An 18,974-nucleotide genomic window follows, 5' to 3' on the forward strand; every position below is an offset into this window, starting at 1 on the left:
TGTAGTTTGCGGTGTGCAGATCAGATTTCGTCCAGCGACTTGCCCGACAATGCCTTGCGCACGCTCTTGTCCATGCGGCGCGCCGCGAATTCTTCGGTGCCATGCGCCAGCGCCTGGACCGCATCGTGCACCACGTTCTGGCGCAAACCCGGTTCGAGCGTCGTGTCGTTCGACATCGCCACCGCGTCGCGCACCATTTGCAATTGCGCGGCAATCGTGGCTTGCTCGTCGGGCGACAGCAGATCGGTATCGCTGTCCAGCGCCGACTGCGTCGCCAGCAGGATGCGCTCGGCCTCGACCTGCTCTTCGCGCAGCGCGCGCATCTGCATGTCGCTCGAGGCCGACGTGTACGAATCCTGCAGCATGCGCGCCACCTGATCGTCCGCCAGGCCGTACGACGGCTTGACCGTGATCGATGCCTCGACGCCCGAGCGCATTTCGCGCGCAGCTACCGCCAGCAAGCCATCGGCGTCGACCTGGTAGGTCACGCGGATGCGCGCCGCGCCGGCCGCCATCGGCGGGATGCCGCGCAGCTCGAAGCGCGCCAGCGAGCGGCAGTCCGACACCAGCTCGCGCTCGCCCTGCACCACGTGCACCGCCAGCGCCGTCTGGCCATCCTTGAAGGTCGTGAATTCCTGCGCGCGCGCGACCGGAATCGTCGAGTTGCGCGGAATGATCTTCTCGACCAGGCCACCCATCGTCTCGATGCCGAGCGACAGCGGGGTCACGTCCAGCAGCAGCCAGTCTTCGCCGTCGGCGCGGTTGCCGGCCAGCAGATTGGCCTGGATCGCCGCGCCCAGCGCTACCACGCGGTCCGGATCGATATTGGCATGCGGGATGGTCTGGAAGAATTCCGACACCGCCCGGCGCACGTGCGGCATGCGCGTCGCGCCGCCGACCATGACCACGCCATCAACGTCTTCGACGCTCGTGTCGGCATCGCGCATCGCCTTGCGGATCGCATTCATCGTCTTGCCGACCAGATGCTTCGTGATCTCGACGAACTCGACGGCCGTAATCGTCACCTGCACCAGCTCGCCCGATTTCAGGATCGCCTCGATCGTCGTTTCTTCGTTCGTCGACAAGAGTTCCTTGGCCTGGCGGGCCTTGACCATCAGCGTTGCGGTGTCCTGGTCCGACAGGGGCGCCAGGCGCGCTTTTTCCATGATCCAGCAGAACAGGCGATGGTCGAAATCGTCGCCGCCCAGGGCTGAGTCGCCGCCGGTCGACAGCACTTCGAACACGCCTTTCGAGAGCTTGAGGATCGAGATGTCGAACGTGCCGCCGCCCAGGTCATACACGGCGTACACGCCTTCCTTGCCCTGGTCGAGGCCGTACGCAATGGCAGCCGCGGTCGGCTCGGACAGCAGGCGCAGGACATTCAGGCCGGCTAGCTGGGCCGCATCCTTGGTCGCCTGGCGCTGTGCATCGTCAAAATAGGCCGGCACCGTGATCACGGCGCCAACCAGGTCGTCGCCCAGCGAATCTTCGGCGCGCTGGCGCAGCGTGGCCAGGATCTGGGCCGAGATTTCGACGGGGCTTTTCACGCCGGCGACGGTATTGAGCTGGACCATGCCCTCGCCATCGACGAAGTCGTACGGCAGGTTTTCTGCGTGCGTGATGTCTTTGAGGCCACGGCCCATGAAGCGCTTGACCGAGACGATTGTGTTCTTTGGGTCGGTGGTCTGGTGCGCGCGCGCCTTGTGGCCGATGTGGGCGTGGCCGTTGTCCAAGTAGCGCACGATCGACGGCAGCAGCGAGCGGCCCTCCTCGTCGCTGAGCACTTCAGGGCTGCCGCTGCGAACGGTAGCGACGAGCGAATTGGTGGTGCCCAGGTCGATGCCCACGGCCAGGCGGTGCTGGTGCGGGGCGGTGGACATGCCGGGTTCGGCGATTTGGAGGAGTGCCATACTTACAATTAAAATCCTTGTGGCTTAAGCAAACTTTGAAGAAAACCATCTACGTTTGAAGTCTTATATTTGACTGTTTCTAGCAAATCCCAAACTTGACTGGACTGAGGAAACTCAAATTGAACCTGATCATATCGATCGAGCATTGCAAGAACAGTGCGCTCTGTCCAGCGTTCGCTATCGAGCTCGCCGTGATATTGGCGATAGCGCTCTTGGAAAAGAGCCAATCTCTGCCCTTTAAGCTCTGTTTCAAAATACGCCGAGATTACCAAATCGGTTCCGCCCCAAATGGACCTTGGCGCGTCCCTACGAGACCATGCCAAATTACCCATGTGTGTCATCTGGAAAATTTGAAATACAGCCTGTTCGAGCTTGTCGTCATTCATTTGTTACTCCATTTCATGTCACCAAGGTCATTTTTCAATGACCTCAAAAGACCTTGCCCTTTTCCGTAGATATTAAGGAGATCAGATTTCGCATATGGATTTTTATTGGCACGATGCCAAAAACGTCGCCCAAGACCAGTCGTGCGAATGGAGATGAGAAGTTCCTCGACCGAGGCTTTAGAATCCCCATTTACCTTACGCCGAAGACTCATCGCATCAGCGTGCAGCTTATGGACTGCTTCGCTTATAGTAGGATTGAATGACTCGGAGTCTGCCATCCCTTTGTTCAGCAAAGTCAGCGACTTCTCAATATCTTTACTAATTAAAGGTACGGTTGCTTTGAAAACATACCGTTTTTCAATCCTAGATAATCGATAGACCGCATAAAAAGAGGCAAATGAGCCAACGACTTTTACAAATTCCGCGAGGTTATGTAAAGTAGCAGAATTTTGAGTTAGGAAGTGCTGAAACCAGCTCCATCCACCATAAAATATTGACAACACGTTTATCGTTCAAGAATATCATCGAATATTCGGTGTAACTCCTCGCCGAACTTGTCGAGGAACATCAGCGAGCGCACGCCCTGCGCGGCAGCGGCGTAGTCGCCCGCATCGAGCTGCTGGCCAACGGTGACCAGCATCTGCTTGCGTTCGGCGCGTACCTGCGCATCGAGGGCGTCGAGCGCGGCAGCATCCTTGCCAGCACGCGCATCGCCAAGTTCTTCGCGCCATTCCATCTGCTGCATCAGGAACGCAGTAGGCATCGCGGTATTCGATTCGGTCTGCAGATCGACGCCATTCAGTTCGCACAGATACTGCGCGCGCTTTTGCGGGTTGCGCAGGGTCTGGTAGGCGTCGTTGGCCCGCGTGGCCCATTGCATGGCCACGCGTTTTTCGCCGTCGCTGCTGCCGACAAACCGGTCAGGATGGACGCGGCCCTGGATCTCGCGGTAGGCGGCATCCAGGGCATGCTGGTCGACCTCAAAACGGGCCGGCAGTTGAAACAGTTCGAAGTGATTCTGCATGCGCGATCAGATGCGGAAGCTTTCGCCGCAGCCGCAATTGTCCTTGACGTTCGGATTATTGAAGCGGAAGCCCTCATTGAGGCCTTCACGGGCGAAATCGAGCTCGGTGCCATCGATGTACGGCAGGCTTTTCGGGTCAACGAATACCTGCACGCCATGCGATTCAAAGACGCTGTCTTCGTTCGCGCTTTCATCGACGTACTCGAGCTTGTAGGCCAGGCCGGAGCAGCCGGTGGTGCGCACACCGAAACGCAAGCCAATGCCCTTGCCCCGGCGTTCGAGGTAACGGTTGACGTGCTTTGCAGCTTTTTCGGTCAGGGTGATTGCCATGTTGTGCTTCTCCAGCTCAGTTCTATTACCAGGAATTACGCCGCTGCGACTGCTGCAACTGCTTTATCGGCGTGCTTTGCCTTGTAGTCGGCCACAGCGGCCTTGATCGCGTCTTCTGCCAGGATCGAGCAGTGGATCTTGACCGGAGGCAGTGCCAGCTCTTCGGCGATCTGCGTGTTCTTGATCGCCAGTGCTTCGTCCAGGCTCTTGCCCTTGACCCACTCGGTGATCAGCGAGCTCGATGCGATGGCCGAACCGCAGCCGTACGTCTTGAACTTTGCGTCTTCGATCAGGCCCTGGTCGTTGACCTTGATCTGCAGCTTCATGACGTCGCCGCAGGCCGGCGCGCCGACCATGCCGGTGCCGATGTCATCGTCGCCCTTGTCGAACGCGCCGACGTTGCGTGGGTTTTCGTAGTGGTCCAGTACTTTGTCCGAATATGCCATGGTGATGCTCCAGTATGTTTAGAAAATGCGCGCTCGGTATGAGCAGATCAGTGTGCAGCCCACTGGATCGAGCTGATGTCGATCCCGTCCTTGAACATGTCCCACAGCGGCGACAGTTCACGCAGCTTGCCAACTTTGCTCTTGAGCAGGTTGACGGCAAAATCAATTTCTTCTTCGGTCGTGAAGCGGCCAATCGAGAAGCGGATCGAGCTGTGCGCCAGCTCGTCGCTGCGGCCCAGGGCGCGCAGCACGTACGATGGTTCCAGGCTGGCCGAGGTGCAGGCCGAACCGGACGACACGGCCAGGTCCTTGATCGCCATGATCAGGGACTCGCCTTCGACATAATTGAACGAGACGTTCAGGTTATGCGGCACGCGGTGGTCCATGTCGCCGTTGATATAGACTTCTTCGATCTCCATCAGGCCACGGGCCAGGCGATCGCGCAGTGCGCGCACGCGCGCCAGCTCGCTGTCCATCTCGACCTTGGCCAGGCGGAATGCTTCGCCCATGCCGACGATCTGGTGCGTCGGCAACGTGCCCGAACGCATGCCGCGCTCGTGACCGCCACCGTGCATCTGCGCTTCGAGGCGCACGCGCGGCTTGCGACGCACGTACAGCGCGCCGATGCCTTTCGGGCCATAGGCCTTGTGCGCGGTGAAGGTCATCAGGTCGACCTTCAGCACTTCGAGGTTGATCTCGACCTTGCCGACGGCCTGGGCCGCATCGCAATGGAAGATGATGCCCTTCGAGCGCAGCAGTTCGCCGATTTCGGCGATCGGCTGCACGACGCCGATTTCGTTGTTCACGAACATGACCGACACGAGGATGGTGTCAGGGCGGATCGCCGCTGCCAGCTGCTCGACGGTGATCAGGCCGTTGGCTTGCGGCTCGAGGTAGGTCGCTTCGAAGCCGACGCGTTCGAGTTCACGCACGGTATCCAGCACGGCCTTGTGCTCGGTCTTGACCGTGATGATGTGCTTGCCCTTGGTCTTGTAGAACTGGGCCGCGCCCTTGATCGCCAGGTTGTTGCTTTCGGTCGCGCCGGAGGTCCAGACGATTTCGCGCGGATCGGCGCCGATGATCGCGGCAACGTGGCCGCGTGCTTCTTCGACGGCCGCTTCGGCGTTCCAGCCGTAGGCGTGGCTGCGCGACGCAGGATTACCGAACTGCTCGCGCAGGAACGGAATCATCTTGTCGGCGACGCGTGGATCGACCGGCGTCGTGGCCGAGTAATCCATGTAGATCGGGAAATGTGGAGCTGGCGCGAAGCTCTGCTCGGTGGTCTTGTCCATTGGCGCGTTCATCTGATTTACTCCGGTAACTTTAGTTTTGTCCGACTGCGGCGGGGGCGCCGCGGTGCACGTGCACGACGTTCTGTTCTTTCTGGCGCTGCTGGTCGACCAGGTCTTGCAACGATACCGAATCGAGGTAGTCGACCATTTTTTCGTTCAGCGTGGTCCACAGTTCGTGGGTCATGCACCGGGCGCCGTCGGTATGGGCGCCATGGCAGTTCTCTTTACCGCCGCACTGGGTTGCATCGAGCGGCTCGTCGACAGCGATGATGATGTCCGCCACCGTCACCTTGCCCGCCGCGCGCGCCAGGCTGTAACCGCCGCCCGGACCACGGATCGATTCGACGATCTCGTGGCGGCGCAGCTTGCCAAACAGCTGCTCGAGGTACGACAGCGAAATGGCCTGGCGCTGGCTGATGCCCGACAGCGTGACAGGACCATTGCCTTGACGCATGGCAAGGTCGATCATCGCAGTGACAGCAAAACGGCCTTTGGTGGTCAGACGCATTTCAACCCCGGTGAATGATAAAATATTTCTCTTGTCCAAGTACCAAGTCGGCGCCGCATCCTGCAGCACGTTTCCCTCTGAGAGCGGGGAAAGACCTGATTAGTTGAACGATTTAGTCAAGTATAGCAAATCGCAATGATCTTGTCTTGGACCACCCCAAAAACGGCGGGTCACTTTCACTCCTGAAAAAGTCGCCGTTGAACGCGTGGACGGGGGGACCCGCCGCCGGCCGCGCCCACCCTACCGCGCTGGTACGGATTGCGCACCGTAGGGTGGATGGCTATGCCATCCACGCGTTCAACCCAACGTGATGTATGACGCAGGGGTTTGTTGAACGCGTGGGCGGGAAACCCGCCCACCCTACCGTTCCTGCAGCCATGCACGCGATCAGCGGGCTCGGAGCAACGCCATCGGCCCGAACAGCGCCTGCATGCCCGGATGCCCGATGAAACTGAGGTTGTACGGATGCTCAGCCACTGCCTGCGGAAACGCGGCCGTCTCTGGCAACTTCTGCAATTGCTCGGCAATCTTGCCCCACAGGACCAGCGTCGGCACCTGCGGCTGGGCGGCCAGCGCCGCCAGCACCGTCTGCAGGAACGGCAACCAGGCGCGCGCGTCGATGACCGGCTTGACATGCTTGCGAAACACCAGCGCGGCATTGAGCAGCAAGAAGCCCTCATGCATCAGATTGTCCTGCAGTTGCGCCAAGGTCTGGATCGAGCCGTCAGCGCGCGCGGCCTGGGCGACCGGCGCCAGCGCCTCCCCGCTCGTCGCATCGGGCTGCAACTGCCCGCTTGCCACCAGCAGCATCTTCATGAAGTTGCGCAGTGACGTCGCCCGGTTCACCGGCTTGGACAGTCCGGCATCGCTCCACAGGTCGCCCACGGCCCCGTCCATGAAGCTCACGCCGGTGGCGCTCGCGGCGCGCGGGTACGGCCCCTCCCCCACCAGCACGTAGCGCACCTTGTCCAGCGGCTGGGCAAAGGCGGCGAACATGCGGTGTTCCGTCGGGACGTAATCGTCCTGCGCCAGTGCGGGCAAATAATCAGGATTGGCGCGGGCCACCCCCTGCAAGCCCGCTTCGAGGATCGGACGCCACGAGGCGTCGGCCAGGTCGAGGGCCTGCAGGATCGGTGCAGGGATGGCGATGGGGCTGGAGGCAAGCGCGGCGGTGGCGGTCATGGCGAAATGGCAATGGAAGGAGGCGGCGATTGTAGCGCGCCGCCGCCCTTCGCATCCACCCGCGCGCTATTCGGAATCGGGCTGTCGCGACGGGTGCGCCGCCTGGAACGCCGGCAACGCGATGCACAGCGCATTGATGCGGTCGATGTTCGGGTAGGCCGAAACATCGATATTGAAACGCTGCGCATTGAATACCTGCGGCGCCAGGTAACAGTCGGCGATGGTCGGATGGTCGCCATGGCAAAACGGCCCCGCACCCGGATCGCGCGCCAGATGCGCTTCGAGCGATTGCAATCCCTCGATCACCCAGTGACGGTACCACTCGCTCTTTGCCTGGTCGGGCACACCGATCTCGCGCGCCAGATAATTGAGCACGCGCAGGTTGGTGATCGGGTGGATGTCGCAACCAATGATCTGGGCCAGCTCGCGCACGCGCGCCCGGCCCGGCGCATCCTTCGGTAGCAGCGGCACGTCCGGATACACTTCTTCGAGATACTCGATGATCGCCAGCGACTGCGACAGCGTGATGCGGTCATCCTGGAAGGCCGGCACCAGACCGCTCGGGTTGATCTGGCGATAGTCGTCCTGCAGGTGCTGCCCGCCATCCTTGAGCAGGTGCACCGGCACCGCGTCGTAGGCCAGCCCTTTCAGGTTCAGGGCAATGCGCACCCGGTACGCGGCCGAGCTGCGAAAGTAGGTATACAGTTTCATGGTTGTCTCTCGTGGTAACGGACGACTTCCTGATCGATGGCGCCAAAGATGCTGGCGCCGCTCGCATCCAGCATCTCGATGCGCACTGTGTCGCCGAACGACAGGTACGGCGTTTTGGGGGCGCCGCCTTCGATGGTTTCGTACATGCGCACTTCGGCCAGGCAGCAATAGCCCACGCCGCCATGCTCGACGCTCGAGCCATACAGCCCGCCCTGCTTGTTCGACACAGTGCCCGAGCCGATGATGCTGCCCGCGCACAGTTCGCGCGTGGTCGCCGCGTGCGCGATCAGCTGGGCGAAGCTGAAGGTCATGTCTTCGCCGGCGTTGGGCTTGCCGAACGCGGCGCCATTGAGCGTGACCAGGATCGGCAGGTGCAGCTTGTTGCCCTGCCAGGCCTCGCCCAGCTCGTCCGGCGTGACCGCCACTGGCGAGAACGCACTGGCCGGCTTGGACTGATAAAAGCCGAAGCCTTTAGCCAATTCGTTCGGGATCAGGTTACGCAACGACACGTCGTTGACGAGCATGATGAGACGGATGGCACTGGCGGCCTCGGCTGCATCGGCGCCCATCGGCACGTCACCCGTGACTACGGCCACCTCGGCTTCGAGATCGATGCCCCAGTCTTCGGACAGGGCCGCGATCGGGTCCATCGGGCCGACGAAGGAATCGCCGCCGCCCTGGTACATCAGCGGATCGGTATAGAACGACGCCGGCACCTCGGCGCCGCGCGCCTTGCGCACCAGCTCGACGTGGTTGATGTAGGCCGAGCCGTCGGCCCACTGGTAGGCGCGCGGCAGCGGCGAATGGCAATCTGCTTCGATGAACGATTCGGCCCCCTCGGCGTTGCCGTCATTGAGCTGGGCATAGACGTCTTCGAGCTGCGGCTTGCAGGCATCCCAGTTGTCGAGCGCGGCCTGCAGCGTGCGCGCGATGGTCGGGACTTGCTGGCAGGTGACCAGATCGCGGCTGACGACGACCAGGGTGCCGTCGCGGCCGCCGGCTTTGAGGGTGGCGAGTTTCATGGACTATCCTTTTGTTATTGCTGAGTAGCCGCCATTACAAGGTAAAACGCACTATCATACAAACGATATTTTCAGCGTGATATATCACCCTATCTGATGAATCCAACGTTACGACAAATGCGCGCCTTCGTTGCGCTGGCCCGCACCGGCAATTTCACGCTGGCCGCGCAGACGCTGCACGTGACGCAATCGGCACTATCGGGCCTGATCAAGGAGCTCGAACAGACGCTGGACGCCCGGGTCGTCGACCGCAGCACGCGCCGGATCGGCCTGACCGACATCGGTCGCGAATTGCTGCCTTTATTTAGCCAGATCATCGACGACCTGGACGGTGCGCTGGCTAACGTGGCCGACCACACGCGCCTGAAGAAAGGCGTCGTGCGCATCGCCGCGCCACAGCTGATGGCGTGCACCCTGCTGCCGCCAAGCATTGCCGACTACCGCGCGCAGCACCCCGAGATCGTTGTGCGCCTGGCCGATACCGAAGTCGAGGGCGTCATTACGCGCGTGCTGTCGGGTGAGGCCGATGTGGGGATCGGCCCGGAACGCACGCCCGCGCCGCCGCTGCTGGCACGTGAACTGTTCACCATGCCATTCGCGCTGGTGTTTCCGCACCAGCATCCGCTGGCCGCGCTCGAGCGGGTGACGTGGCAGGATGCGGCGGCCTATCCGTTCATCTCGCTGCAGGGCCAGTTCACCGAATTGCTGCTCGACGCGGTGCAGCCCTCGCGCACGGGCGTTGCGCTCACGCCGGCGCACGAAGTGACCTTCATGACGACGGCGCTGGCCATGGTCAGCGCCGGCCTGGGCGTGACGGTGTGCTTGCCCTATGCGGCGCCGCTGGCCACGCTGTATGGATTGACGATGCGCCCGCTCGATGCGCCGACGCTGCAGCGGCGCTTTTTCGTCTACACGCGGCCGGGCCGGTCGCTGTCGCCGGCCGCCGAGAGTTATGTGGAATTCCTCTTTGCATATGTAAAACGGGCGCAAGCGGAAGGCTGATTCTCACGAAAAGGCACGCTACAATGGGCCGTGTCTTTTTTAATCGGACCCACGATGTCCCACGATACGATTGCGATCAACCGCCAGATGAACAAGTTCGATGGCCATGCCAGCGTCTGGCTGTTTGGCTACGGCTCCCTGATCTTCAAACCCGATTTCCCGTTTCTTCAGCAGCGCGCGGCGTCCATCCGCGGCTGGACGCGCCGCTTCTGGCAAGGCTCGCACGATCACCGCGGCACCGAGACGGCGCCGGGACGTGTGGTGACGCTGGTGCCGGATCCCGATGCGGTCTGCCACGGCATGGCGTTTCTCGTCACGCCCGAAGAATTCGCGCATCTCGACCATCGCGAAAAGAACGGCTACCTGCGTCTGGCAACGCAAATGCAGTTTGATGACGGCAGCAGCGACGAAGGCATCGTGTATATCGCCACGCACGACAACGCGGCGTACCTGGGCCCGGCCGATGAACACGCGATTGCGCGCCAGATCGCCACGGCGCGCGGCCCGAGCGGCCCGAACAGCGACTACCTGCTGGGCCTGGCCCAGTCACTGCGCGCGCTGGGCAAACCCGATCCGCACGTGTTCGAGATCGAGCGGCATCTGGCGGCGATGGGGGTTACGCAGCAGTACGCGTAATTGAGTTCCCCTGCGACGCGATGGCTGCAAGCGTGGCCAGCACGCGCGCAGCACGCTGTTCGAGCGAACCCGTGAGGATTGTGTAGCCGATGTCGCGCCGGTCCAGATCGTCCAGCACCAGTTGCTGGATCTGCGTGCGCCATGCCGCGTTTTCGCGCACGCCAGGCTCTTCTTCATACGGGATGTCGTCGGCGCACACGAAATGGTGCAGGTAGCGCGTGCGGCATTCCAGCGCGTAGCGCAGCAAGGCTGGCGGCACCGGCTCGGTGACCTGGCCAAAGCGCAAGCCAAGCAGCAACGTGGTCAGTGCATTGGTGTCGACGAAGACGTACTCGCCGCCCGCCCTGGCAACGGCGGCGTCTTCGGCAGCGCGGTGCCGCTCGGCGATCTCGACATAATCGGCGGCCACCAGCTGGCCCTGCTTTTCTTCCCAGATGAAACGGCCGATCTCCGGCACGAACTGCGCGCCCTGCTCGCGCGCCAGCATGCTGGCCAATGTCGATTTCCCCGTCGACTCGGCGCCGACAAACACCACCAGCCGACTGCCTGCCCCCTGCTCACCCATGCCTGCATCCTGTAACGATCGATGCGACATCCTAGCCGAGCCGCCGTGACAACTCAACGGTTCAGTCGAGCGCGCGCTGGCGCGACTCGGTGTCTACGCACAGGATGGCGATCGCGCCCATGAGCAGGAAGCCAGAGAGCATGATCAGCGCCAGCGTGAAGTGCGTCGCCATCACCGGCGCAATGATCGCGGGCGCGAACAGGCCACCGAAGCGGGCAACTGCCCCGGCCATGCCCATCCCGCTGGCGCGCAGGCGGGTCGGGTATACCTCGGGCGTGAACGCATACAGCGCGCCCCATGTGCCCAGCAGCGCAAAGCTCATCAGCAGCGTCGAACCGACGACCAGCACGGTCGAGCTGCCCAGGCTGTAACCGAGGCAGCCGACACTGCTCAGCAGGAGAAAACCAACGAGCGTCGGCTTACGGCCCCAGCGTTCGACGCCATACGCAGCCAGCGCGAAGCCGGGCAACTGGACCAGCGCCAGCACGATCAAAAATTCCTGGCCGCGCATGAAGCCGAAGCCTTCCGCGCTCAGGCGGATCGGCAGGTAGACGAACACGCCGTAATACGCAATCGAAATCAGGCCCCAGGTGACGAACAGCGCGATGCTGCGCTGGCGCAGCCCGCCCGAGAACAGCGACAGCAGTGTCGTTTTGACTTGCGGCTCGGGCAGCAACGGCGGCATCGTCAGCGTACGGCCATTCGTCCTGGCCACGCGTTCCAGCACCGCGCGCGCTTCGTCCGGTTTGCCGCTGCGATGCAGGTACATGGGCGACTCGGGGATGTACCAGCGCAGCACGATGCCGATGAGCGCCGGGATGCCGGTGACAAAAAAGATTACGCGCCACGCATCGTCGCCCCAGCCCACTGCCCACAGGGCCAGCACGGCCAGGGCGATCGTGCCCAATGCCCAGAACGATTCGAGCAGCACCAGCCAGCGGCCGCGCCGGTCGCTGGGCAGAAACTCGGCCATCATCGTGTAATCGACCGGCAGCGTCGCGCCCACGCCGATGCCCGTCATCAGGCGCAGCACGAGCAGCCATGTGAAATCGGGAGCGAACGCGGACGCCACACCGAAGCAGGCGTCGATTACGACTGCCATCAGCAGCACGGGCCGGCGGCCGATGCGATCCGCCAAACGCCCGAAGACAAACGCGCCGATCATCATGCCGACAAAGAACACGGTCCCTGTCTGCAAGGCCTGCGGCATCGACAGGCCGAAGGTCTTCGCGATCGATGGCGCAGAAAAACCGATCGACAGCACCTGCATCGCGTCGGCCAGCCAGACCAGGCCAAAGATCAGGAAAATGCGGTACTGGAACCGGCCGACGCCGGCGGCTTGCAAGCCCTGCTCCATCGTCACGGCGGCAGCGCTGGCCTCGTTCGGGCCGTTGCCGGGAAAGCCGGCCTGCCCTGGTGTCACTGGTGTGGTCATGGATTCTTATCGAGGCAACTGGACGGCGCGCGGAGCGGCGCGCCTGTCAATGCCGCATCTTAGAATAAAACGAGCTCTTCAGTGACGTTTTACCAAGGGTATGCGGGCCGAGTGATCTGGCGCTGGACCGATGTCCCCGGTCACCATTATCCACCGAAGTCATCGACGCCCCGCCTGGCGCCCATGCCACCCGTATTGCCGATGCCGCCCAAGCTCAATCACAGGACCACACCCGTTGCCGGGTCCGTTGCCCTACCCGCCACGCCGGTTCTGCTCGTTACGTCGTGTACCCGGTGCGACACCGCGCTGACCGTCTTCGGACACCAAGCACATCAGTTGCCCGCCCAGCCGGCCGAGAACCTGGCTGCGCAGGTTATCGGCCAGCCCGTCGTTTACGTCGAACGACACGGCGCGCAGTTACCAGTGCCCGGCGTTCGCGGTCGCGGTCGCGCTTTCCGCGTAGACGGCTGCATCGAGCTTGCGCAGACGGGCGTGCGGGCTAGTTGGCAACGTCCTGGGCCATTCCTGCATTCTCAAAACAGGTCCAGCTGCCTTGCCCCCTGAGCACTGCCGCGGCGTGTCGTCGCGGGTACCACCACTGGTCGCCGGAACTGCGAGCGATCGAGCCGCCCAAAGCGCCCGCGCAATGACTTGAAGCCAAGGCGCGCGACCGCTTTTTCAAAGCGCTGACGGATCAGGTCGGCCCATACGCCGTCACCATGCATGCGCTGTGCAAAGTCGGCATCGTAGTCCTTGCCGCCGCGCATTTCGCGGATGCGGTTCATCACCCGCTGCGCGCGGTCCGGAAAATGCGCCTGCAACCACTCTTGAAACAGCGGATTGACTTCGTGCGGCAGGCGCAGCACCGTGTAGTGCGCGCCGACCGCGCCGGCATCGCGCGCTGCTTCAAGGATGCGTTCAATCTCGGGCTCGGTCACGAACGGAATGATCGGCGCCACGCTCACGCTGACGGGAATGCCGGCGTCCGTCAACGTGCGGATTGTGCGCAGACGGCGCATCGGCGCGGCCGCGCGTGGCTCGAGCGTGCGCGAAATCTGCGCGTCGAGTGTCGTGAGCGTCACCGCCGCGCACGCCAGATTGTTAGCCGCCATTGGCGCAAGCAGGTCGATGTCGCGCTCGATCAACGACGACTTGGTGATCAGGCCAAGCGGGTGACGGCATTCGGACAATACTTCCAATACCTGGCGCGTGATCTGGCGCTCGCGCTCGCAGGGCTGGTAGGCGTCGGTATTCACGCCGATGGCAATGTGTTCGGGGACGTAACCGGGCTTGGCGAGTTCGCGCCGCAGCAGTTCGAGAGCATTCACCTTGGCGAAGAGCCGGGATTCAAAATCGAGGCCCGGCGACAGGCCGAGATAGCTATGCGTGGGCCGCGCGAAGCAATAAATGCAGCCCTGTAGAATGTCGACTCGAACTGTTCAGAGAATATTCTAAGTCGTTGATTTTTATCCATAAAATCCAATTTGCCAAAATTATGCTGTTTATGAACAAGTGCCCAGCGTAACGCTACTGTTCCACCGATTATTTTCGAAATGCTACGCTTAAACGCAGGCGCGGTGCGGCTTGCAGATCCAAGTATGCCTCTGAGGAAACAATCCCAACATACGGCACGATGTTCACCGCCGCCGAAAAGTCAGTAACAGAGATAAACATTCCTCGGCCGTGGTCCAGCCTTTCTTATTGCAGGCTTCGATGTAGGCGTCCGGCCGGCGGTTAGTTCTTAACGAGAGTTCGCCAGCATGGGCCGCATCACTGCCTCGCAGGCATCGAGCAACTTGCAAACTATCGACCTCGACCGCTTCGTCTTGCCAGACTTCTCGAGCATTCAATCCCCGGAAAGCGAATGCGCATCCGGTTTCGGCCTAACTTGACTTGCTGAGGGTCAGCCAGGATATGCATTAGAGCGCCTAACAAAACCCTCTAGTTGCTCAGCAGGCAACAGCCGAGTACACTGAGCCGTATCGAACGTCCGCAATTGGCCGAACCCGGCCGTTCGCGTCAGCTTAGCAGTTTGCCAGGCTGAAAAATTCGCCGGTCGTATTTACAAGTAGCTATCGACGCAATGCAAGCAGTGTTCTAAGCCTCGAGACTCCTAAGCTGATGCTTCTGGCCAACAGAAACTGCCGCTCGTGCCCCACGGCGTGGTTTGCTGATCGAATCTGTCTTTACGTAAATTCTTTACAGCAATGCAATTAGCCGCTAAAGTCTTGCTCCATCCTATCTGATACCTACCCCATGTCGAAGCTGCAGTCTCCCGGTGACATCAGATGCTGGCATAGCGAATTTGCTTCTGTAACAATCGAATCTAAATTTTTACACGACCATGGCAACGTCATCCAGGGTGAATCAGTGCGTTCGCTTGCGTTTTGCGGGATTTTTTTTTGCGCATTCGGGCTTGCTGACCTAGCCCAACTCGGCTATGGCGATCAAGCACTGGCACTGTTTCTAGCCCGTCTCATGGTCATGATCGCGGCGTTGATAGGTATCGTAATGATTCGCCGCAGTTCCAATCCAGCGCGTACCGCCTACCGCGTGGCTACTGTCTTTACCAGCCTCGCAATGCTGACGTTCTTGCTAGTCGCTTATTTCCGGGGTGACTTGCTGCTTCACGGTATGTCGATGGCCATTATGCTAATCATCGTCTATCTGTTTATTCCGAACCGACTTGTCAACGCCACTATCGTCGCACTCAGCGCGAGCATCGCCTTCTTGGGGCTTGTGTATGCTGTCGATATGATAAGCGTGCGTCAGCTATCGACTATGACAATGCTGCTCATCCTCGCAAATCTATTCGGCGCCATTGCCGCACGGCGCGACTCTCATTCATCGCGCCGACAATACTGGACTCGTCAAATTCTAATCAGCCAAGCTATGAGGGATCCCCTAACCGGCGTCTTCAATCGTCGTCATCTAAACGCTGGCCTGCTCGACGAAGAAATTGACCGCGCTAGAGTTAATGGGGAATCGCTTACCGTCATCATATGCGACATAGACGGTTTCAAAGCCGTCAACGATACTCATGGGCATCAGGCTGGGGACACGCTTCTAAGAGATTTCGCGCACCTATTGCTTTCCATGACCCGAGACGGTATTGATACAGTCGTGCGCTACGGTGGTGAAGAGTTCTTACTAATTTTGCCTGACACCGATTTGCCCGATGGCCTTGCCCTTGCCGAGCGCATTCGCACAAAATTAACTGAAGCCATCAGCATGCATGGGGATGTCCGGATCAATGCTACAGCAAGCTTTGGGGTGGTCAGTACCTGCCTTTTGCCCCATCTTCCAACAATAGCAAGCCATGCCTTGATAGCACGCGCTGATGAGCTTATGTACGCTGCCAAACGTAGCGGTCGGAACCGGGTTCACGTGGCCGAATGGAATGTTACTAGCTCTATTTAAGCCGAAGTTCTGTAGTACCGTACTCGCGCCAAACTATCTGCTTGCGGTACATCGACTTACGAGGCGTGTTCTGCGGCGAAAGCGTCTGCCGTCAATCTGAATAAATGATGCTAGACGCCGCATGCTCGAATGCGTTCGCGCTCATAGACCAGTCTTCCTTACCAACTCGCTTCACACTATCGATGTTACTTCCGATTGACCCGAAGATGTAATTTGGGGCAAAATTATCAATCCAAACCTGTTATTACGATGGTTAGGCAACTAATGGAAGACTTGATTATGAGCGGATTTACCCCTTCGAAGTCGGTTGATCCTTGGACTGAGGGTGACTATCGTGTCTACGGTTATGCTATTCCGGCTCCTGATGGTACTTATTGGCCAGCGTACATAATAGAGCGAATTCAAGGAATTTCCGATGCCCCTAAGAAAGCAGTGGAACTTCATCAAGTAGATATCCAAACTTTTGCAACGCAGGGACTCGCTAAAATGATGGCCGTCTCCCACGGTCTCCAGCGAGTTCGCACCAAGGATCGCTTGGGCTGCTAACTTCAGCATTTTTGTCAAAAACCGATCTGGCATGCCACAGTCGCTGTGATTTAAGGACGCATGCCGATGAGCAACTAACCAATTCGCAGACTGCTGTATGTCTGCTTTTGGCCGAACCGGGCCGTTCAGCTGAGCATATCAGGTCACCAAGGTGGAAAAGTCGCGGACTGTCACGAAGGGCAGGGACCGACCCGACCCAGCCTGCACCGCTCAGGCTGAACGGACCATTCCTTCCAGCGCAGAAAATTGGTCGGCGAACGACATGGCGTCTGCGCCGTCAAATACGAACTGGCCCTTGCGGATCATGTGGATCAGCTCGATGCCGGCAAGCACAGAGCCGGCTGCAAGGAATGATTTGAAGTTGAGAATCGGCTTGGTCACCGCCTGATGGCGCGATGGTGCTGCTCGACAATGTTGTTGAGGTATTTAACCTGGCGGACAAGGATCGGCACGGCGCGGCCGGCGTTGATGGTATCCATGGCCGCCTTGTTGGCGCCGCTTTTGTCCATCGCGACTTTTTCTGGATCGCCCTTCGCTCCCACGGCCTTGTCGAAGAAGCGCTTCACCGCAGCCTTGTCCCGCTTCGCCGTTAGCAGGAAGTCGACGGTCTTTCCATGCTTGTCGACGGCGAGGTAGAGGTATTTCCAGAAGCCCTTGACCTTGATGTACGTCTCGTCCATGCGCCAGCTGCCGCTGACCGGGCGCTTGTGTTCCCGGGCCATTTTCTCGATGAGCGGCAAGAAGCGGATCGCCCATCGGTTTATCGTCGAATGGTCGACCGACACGCCACGCTCTTCCATCATCTCTTCGAGGTGCCGGTAGCTCAGCCAGTATTGGCAATCATCTGACGGCGAGATGACTCGGCCCGCATGGCGGCCGTTTCGTACGGGCCATTATCGTCATCCATCATCCGCGGCTGCGCGCCGTTGAGGCTCAGGTTGACGATCTTCAGGCTCATTTGCTGATTGCCCAGGCCGCAGCCTGGTTTAGCATCGACTAGGTCACCATAATTAGCTGATTAAAAATCATGCCGGCGATGCGGAAACGGTTCTTCGTGCGAGGATTCCTTGAATTTCGGCGACTTGCTCAGCGCTCGCCTTGACGGGCGTAATCGACAGGCTTGGCCGCGTCGACCATGTTGAGCGGCTGCAGGTAGGTCAACGAAACCCATGATTTAACACTCTATAAAAAACGACCCTAGCAGCGTGGCACACGGCACCTAATTATTTCTATTGGTAATATATCTATTTTTTACATTGTTGTGGGTAAACGTGAGTTGTTTCGTTGTTTCGTTGTTGCTTTGTTTTCCTTAATTTGCAAGTTTGAGTGTATCTGAGTAGCCATCAGCGTAACCTGAAGGTCTGCTCCATGAGAAAGCCGAAATGCGAGCATTTATATTGGTAGTAGAAAGAAACCTTCTTCTTCGCCAGACCCTTATTGACCTCTTAACAGCGCTAGGCCATGAAGCATTAGGGACTTCATCCGCTATTCGTGGCCTGCAGCTACTTAAACATTTAGGATTTGATGTGCTGATTACCAGCCCGGGCACTACGCTGATTGAAGCGCCGAGCTACGCGCTGGAAGCGAAAAAGATTCAGCCACACTTAAAGCTTGTAATAGCGGATGCAATAGACTCGCCGGAGTTCTCAGAGTTAGCAATTGATGCTTTTATACAAAAGCCATTTTCGCTGCTAGCGCTGGAGAAAACGCTAGAAAAATTTTCTATTTCAAGTGATCTAAACGATGACCGACTTCGTCGAGCGCCGAAATAACCGCCACACCCAGATGTTGGTCGAAGTTGGAATCCGGCTGTGCCGCTTTCGGGGCAGAGGGTACGCGCTAAAATTTTTAAGAGATGTCCACGTCCCGAATGGCATCATCGAGCGCGTGTTGAGGGAAGCGACGTCACATGCCGCTCTGCAGGGCGTTAGGCATGTCACCTATCACCCTACCGAACCATAAATTTTTGGTGTCTGGTTGGCCGTGAACTTGATCTCAACGGTTTGTCCCCGTTCGTAACTCAAAATGCTGTAGGGCTACGGCTGCACCGGGCAGCACCTAGCGCAGTGCATTGTCTAATACATTGGCTTGCCGTCGCTGTAAGCATTCTCGAAACTCACTAAGTACCTGCTCAATTGAGACATCGGCAATCGGGTGATTAATGTTGATACTTGGAAAGTCGTGTGACCAAGCTTGATACGATTCCAATGTACGAAATTGGCGGAAGTGCGCGAGCATGTCACGACCCGTTACTACCCCCCTGCAATAGGCATCGAGCATCGCGCTGTCGGCTGGGCAAACCTTCATCCCCCCAGATCTAAGGTCGCCAATCATGACTGACACTTGTTGGCTGCGTGAGTTCTGATGCATATGATCATTTCGTTCAGGTTTGCCGCAGATGTCTTACGAGATTGCGTGACTTTTGGAGAGATTTCTAAAAATGATACAGCAATCAATCCGGCGCATGGTATCACTTTTTCCGATTTTAGCTGATGTGTTACATGATCAGGTGCCTAAGCCTTATGATCTTTCACTTCTGCTGATCACGTCTTGCTAAAA

General features: G+C 59.4%; 20 protein-coding genes and 2 pseudogenes. 5 read left to right on the plus strand and 17 right to left on the minus strand.

All coding sequences use genetic code 11. The features are described from left to right. Window positions 1–20 precede the first annotated feature (20 nt). From hscA to NX775_RS04930, 11 genes are all read right to left on the minus strand, one after another. Window positions 21–1,910, minus strand: coding sequence for a Fe-S protein assembly chaperone HscA (gene hscA / locus NX775_RS04880; RefSeq protein WP_258834958.1), 1,890 nt, complete (start codon window positions 1,908–1,910; stop codon window positions 21–23). 8 nt (window positions 1,911–1,918) lie between these two features. Continuing rightward, complete coding sequence (locus NX775_RS04885) at window positions 1,919–2,296, minus strand: hypothetical protein (protein WP_258834959.1); 378 nt, start codon at window positions 2,294–2,296, stop codon at window positions 1,919–1,921. After that, entirely contained in the window at window positions 2,293–2,799 is a 507-nt protein-coding gene (locus NX775_RS04890) for a hypothetical protein (RefSeq protein WP_258834960.1), read from the minus strand. Before NX775_RS04890 ends, NX775_RS04885 begins: the two co-directional genes overlap by 4 nt. A gap of 2 nt (window positions 2,800–2,801) precedes the next feature. Further along, the gene (hscB, locus tag NX775_RS04895) at window positions 2,802–3,320 is read right to left on the minus strand and encodes a Fe-S protein assembly co-chaperone HscB (RefSeq protein ID WP_258834961.1); all 519 of its coding nucleotides are present in this window, start codon (window positions 3,318–3,320) and stop codon (window positions 2,802–2,804) included. 6 nt (window positions 3,321–3,326) lie between these two features. Then, a complete protein-coding gene (gene iscA, locus NX775_RS04900) occupies window positions 3,327–3,650 on the minus strand; it encodes an iron-sulfur cluster assembly protein IscA (RefSeq protein WP_183555379.1) in 324 nt (107 codons plus the stop codon). A gap of 35 nt (window positions 3,651–3,685) precedes the next feature. Then, the gene (iscU, locus tag NX775_RS04905) at window positions 3,686–4,096 is read right to left on the minus strand and encodes a Fe-S cluster assembly scaffold IscU (protein ID WP_183555380.1); all 411 of its coding nucleotides are present in this window, start codon (window positions 4,094–4,096) and stop codon (window positions 3,686–3,688) included. A 47-nt stretch (window positions 4,097–4,143) separates the two neighbouring features. Further along, on the minus strand, window positions 4,144–5,400 hold the full coding sequence (locus tag NX775_RS04910; RefSeq protein WP_183555381.1) for an IscS subfamily cysteine desulfurase: 1,257 nt from the start codon (window positions 5,398–5,400) through the stop codon (window positions 4,144–4,146). 19 nt (window positions 5,401–5,419) lie between these two features. Beyond that, entirely contained in the window at window positions 5,420–5,896 is a 477-nt protein-coding gene (iscR, locus tag NX775_RS04915) for a Fe-S cluster assembly transcriptional regulator IscR (RefSeq protein ID WP_183555382.1), read from the minus strand. 387 nt (window positions 5,897–6,283) lie between these two features. Further along, window positions 6,284–7,078 (minus strand): uracil-DNA glycosylase family protein, encoded by a 795-nt coding sequence (locus NX775_RS04920; protein ID WP_258834962.1) that lies wholly within the window; start codon window positions 7,076–7,078, stop codon window positions 6,284–6,286. A 66-nt stretch (window positions 7,079–7,144) separates the two neighbouring features. Further along, window positions 7,145–7,789, minus strand: a complete 645-nt coding sequence (gene maiA, locus NX775_RS04925) for a maleylacetoacetate isomerase (RefSeq protein WP_258834963.1) — start codon at window positions 7,787–7,789, stop codon at window positions 7,145–7,147. Further along, window positions 7,786–8,811: a fumarylacetoacetate hydrolase family protein gene (locus NX775_RS04930; protein WP_183555385.1), complete on the minus strand. Its 1,026-nt coding sequence runs from the start codon at window positions 8,809–8,811 to the stop codon at window positions 7,786–7,788. Before NX775_RS04930 ends, maiA begins: the two co-directional genes overlap by 4 nt. A 96-nt stretch (window positions 8,812–8,907) precedes the next feature. On the opposite strand from NX775_RS04930, the gene NX775_RS04935 reads away from it, so the two are divergent. Both NX775_RS04935 and NX775_RS04940 read left to right on the plus strand, forming a co-directional pair. Next, the gene (locus NX775_RS04935; protein WP_258834964.1) at window positions 8,908–9,813 is read left to right on the plus strand and encodes a LysR family transcriptional regulator; all 906 of its coding nucleotides are present in this window, start codon (window positions 8,908–8,910) and stop codon (window positions 9,811–9,813) included. A 54-nt stretch (window positions 9,814–9,867) separates the two neighbouring features. Next, entirely contained in the window at window positions 9,868–10,449 is a 582-nt protein-coding gene (locus tag NX775_RS04940) for a gamma-glutamylcyclotransferase (RefSeq protein ID WP_183555387.1), read from the plus strand. Here NX775_RS04940 and NX775_RS04945 read toward each other — a convergent pair. The 4 genes and pseudogenes from NX775_RS04945 to NX775_RS04960 form a co-directional block, all read right to left on the minus strand. Then, window positions 10,430–11,014, minus strand: a complete 585-nt coding sequence (locus tag NX775_RS04945) for an AAA family ATPase (protein WP_258834965.1) — start codon at window positions 11,012–11,014, stop codon at window positions 10,430–10,432. The genes NX775_RS04940 and NX775_RS04945 overlap by 20 nt on opposite strands. Window positions 11,015–11,075: 61 nt before the next feature. Then, entirely contained in the window at window positions 11,076–12,371 is a 1,296-nt protein-coding gene (locus tag NX775_RS04950; protein ID WP_258835113.1) for an MFS transporter, read from the minus strand. 330 nt (window positions 12,372–12,701) lie between these two features. Next, entirely contained in the window at window positions 12,702–12,857 is a 156-nt protein-coding gene (locus NX775_RS04955; RefSeq protein WP_258834966.1) for a hypothetical protein, read from the minus strand. Between the two features lie 125 nt (window positions 12,858–12,982). After that, window positions 12,983–13,864, minus strand: a pseudogene (locus NX775_RS04960) (PA0069 family radical SAM protein); the annotation flags it as partial. Between the two features lie 841 nt (window positions 13,865–14,705). Between NX775_RS04960 and NX775_RS04965 the strand changes: the two are divergent. Together NX775_RS04965 and NX775_RS04970 are read left to right on the plus strand one after the other, a co-directional pair. Further along, entirely contained in the window at window positions 14,706–15,869 is a 1,164-nt protein-coding gene (locus NX775_RS04965; protein ID WP_258834967.1) for a GGDEF domain-containing protein, read from the plus strand. A 264-nt stretch (window positions 15,870–16,133) separates the two neighbouring features. After that, window positions 16,134–16,415, plus strand: a complete 282-nt coding sequence (locus NX775_RS04970; RefSeq protein WP_258834968.1) for a hypothetical protein — start codon at window positions 16,134–16,136, stop codon at window positions 16,413–16,415. Window positions 16,416–16,625: 210 nt separating this feature from the next. Here NX775_RS04970 and NX775_RS04980 read toward each other — a convergent pair. After that, window positions 16,626–17,248 (minus strand): annotated as a pseudogene (locus NX775_RS04980) (IS6 family transposase); the annotation flags it as partial. Next, window positions 17,239–17,373 (minus strand): hypothetical protein, encoded by a 135-nt coding sequence (locus NX775_RS04985; protein ID WP_258834971.1) that lies wholly within the window; start codon window positions 17,371–17,373, stop codon window positions 17,239–17,241. The pseudogene NX775_RS04980 and the gene NX775_RS04985, both read right to left, overlap by 10 nt. A gap of 424 nt (window positions 17,374–17,797) precedes the next feature. Here NX775_RS04985 and NX775_RS04990 point away from each other — a divergent pair, with 424 nt between their 5' ends. Then, window positions 17,798–18,187 carry a DNA-binding transcriptional response regulator gene (locus tag NX775_RS04990; RefSeq protein ID WP_258834972.1) on the plus strand — a complete coding sequence of 130 codons (390 nt, stop codon included), beginning with the start codon at window positions 17,798–17,800 and terminating at the stop codon, window positions 18,185–18,187. Window positions 18,188–18,974: the final 787 nt, after the last annotated feature.

It is taken from the genome of Massilia aurea (assembly GCF_024753205.1).
In the GTDB taxonomy this organism is placed as follows: domain Bacteria; phylum Pseudomonadota; class Gammaproteobacteria; order Burkholderiales; family Burkholderiaceae_D; genus Telluria; species Telluria aurea.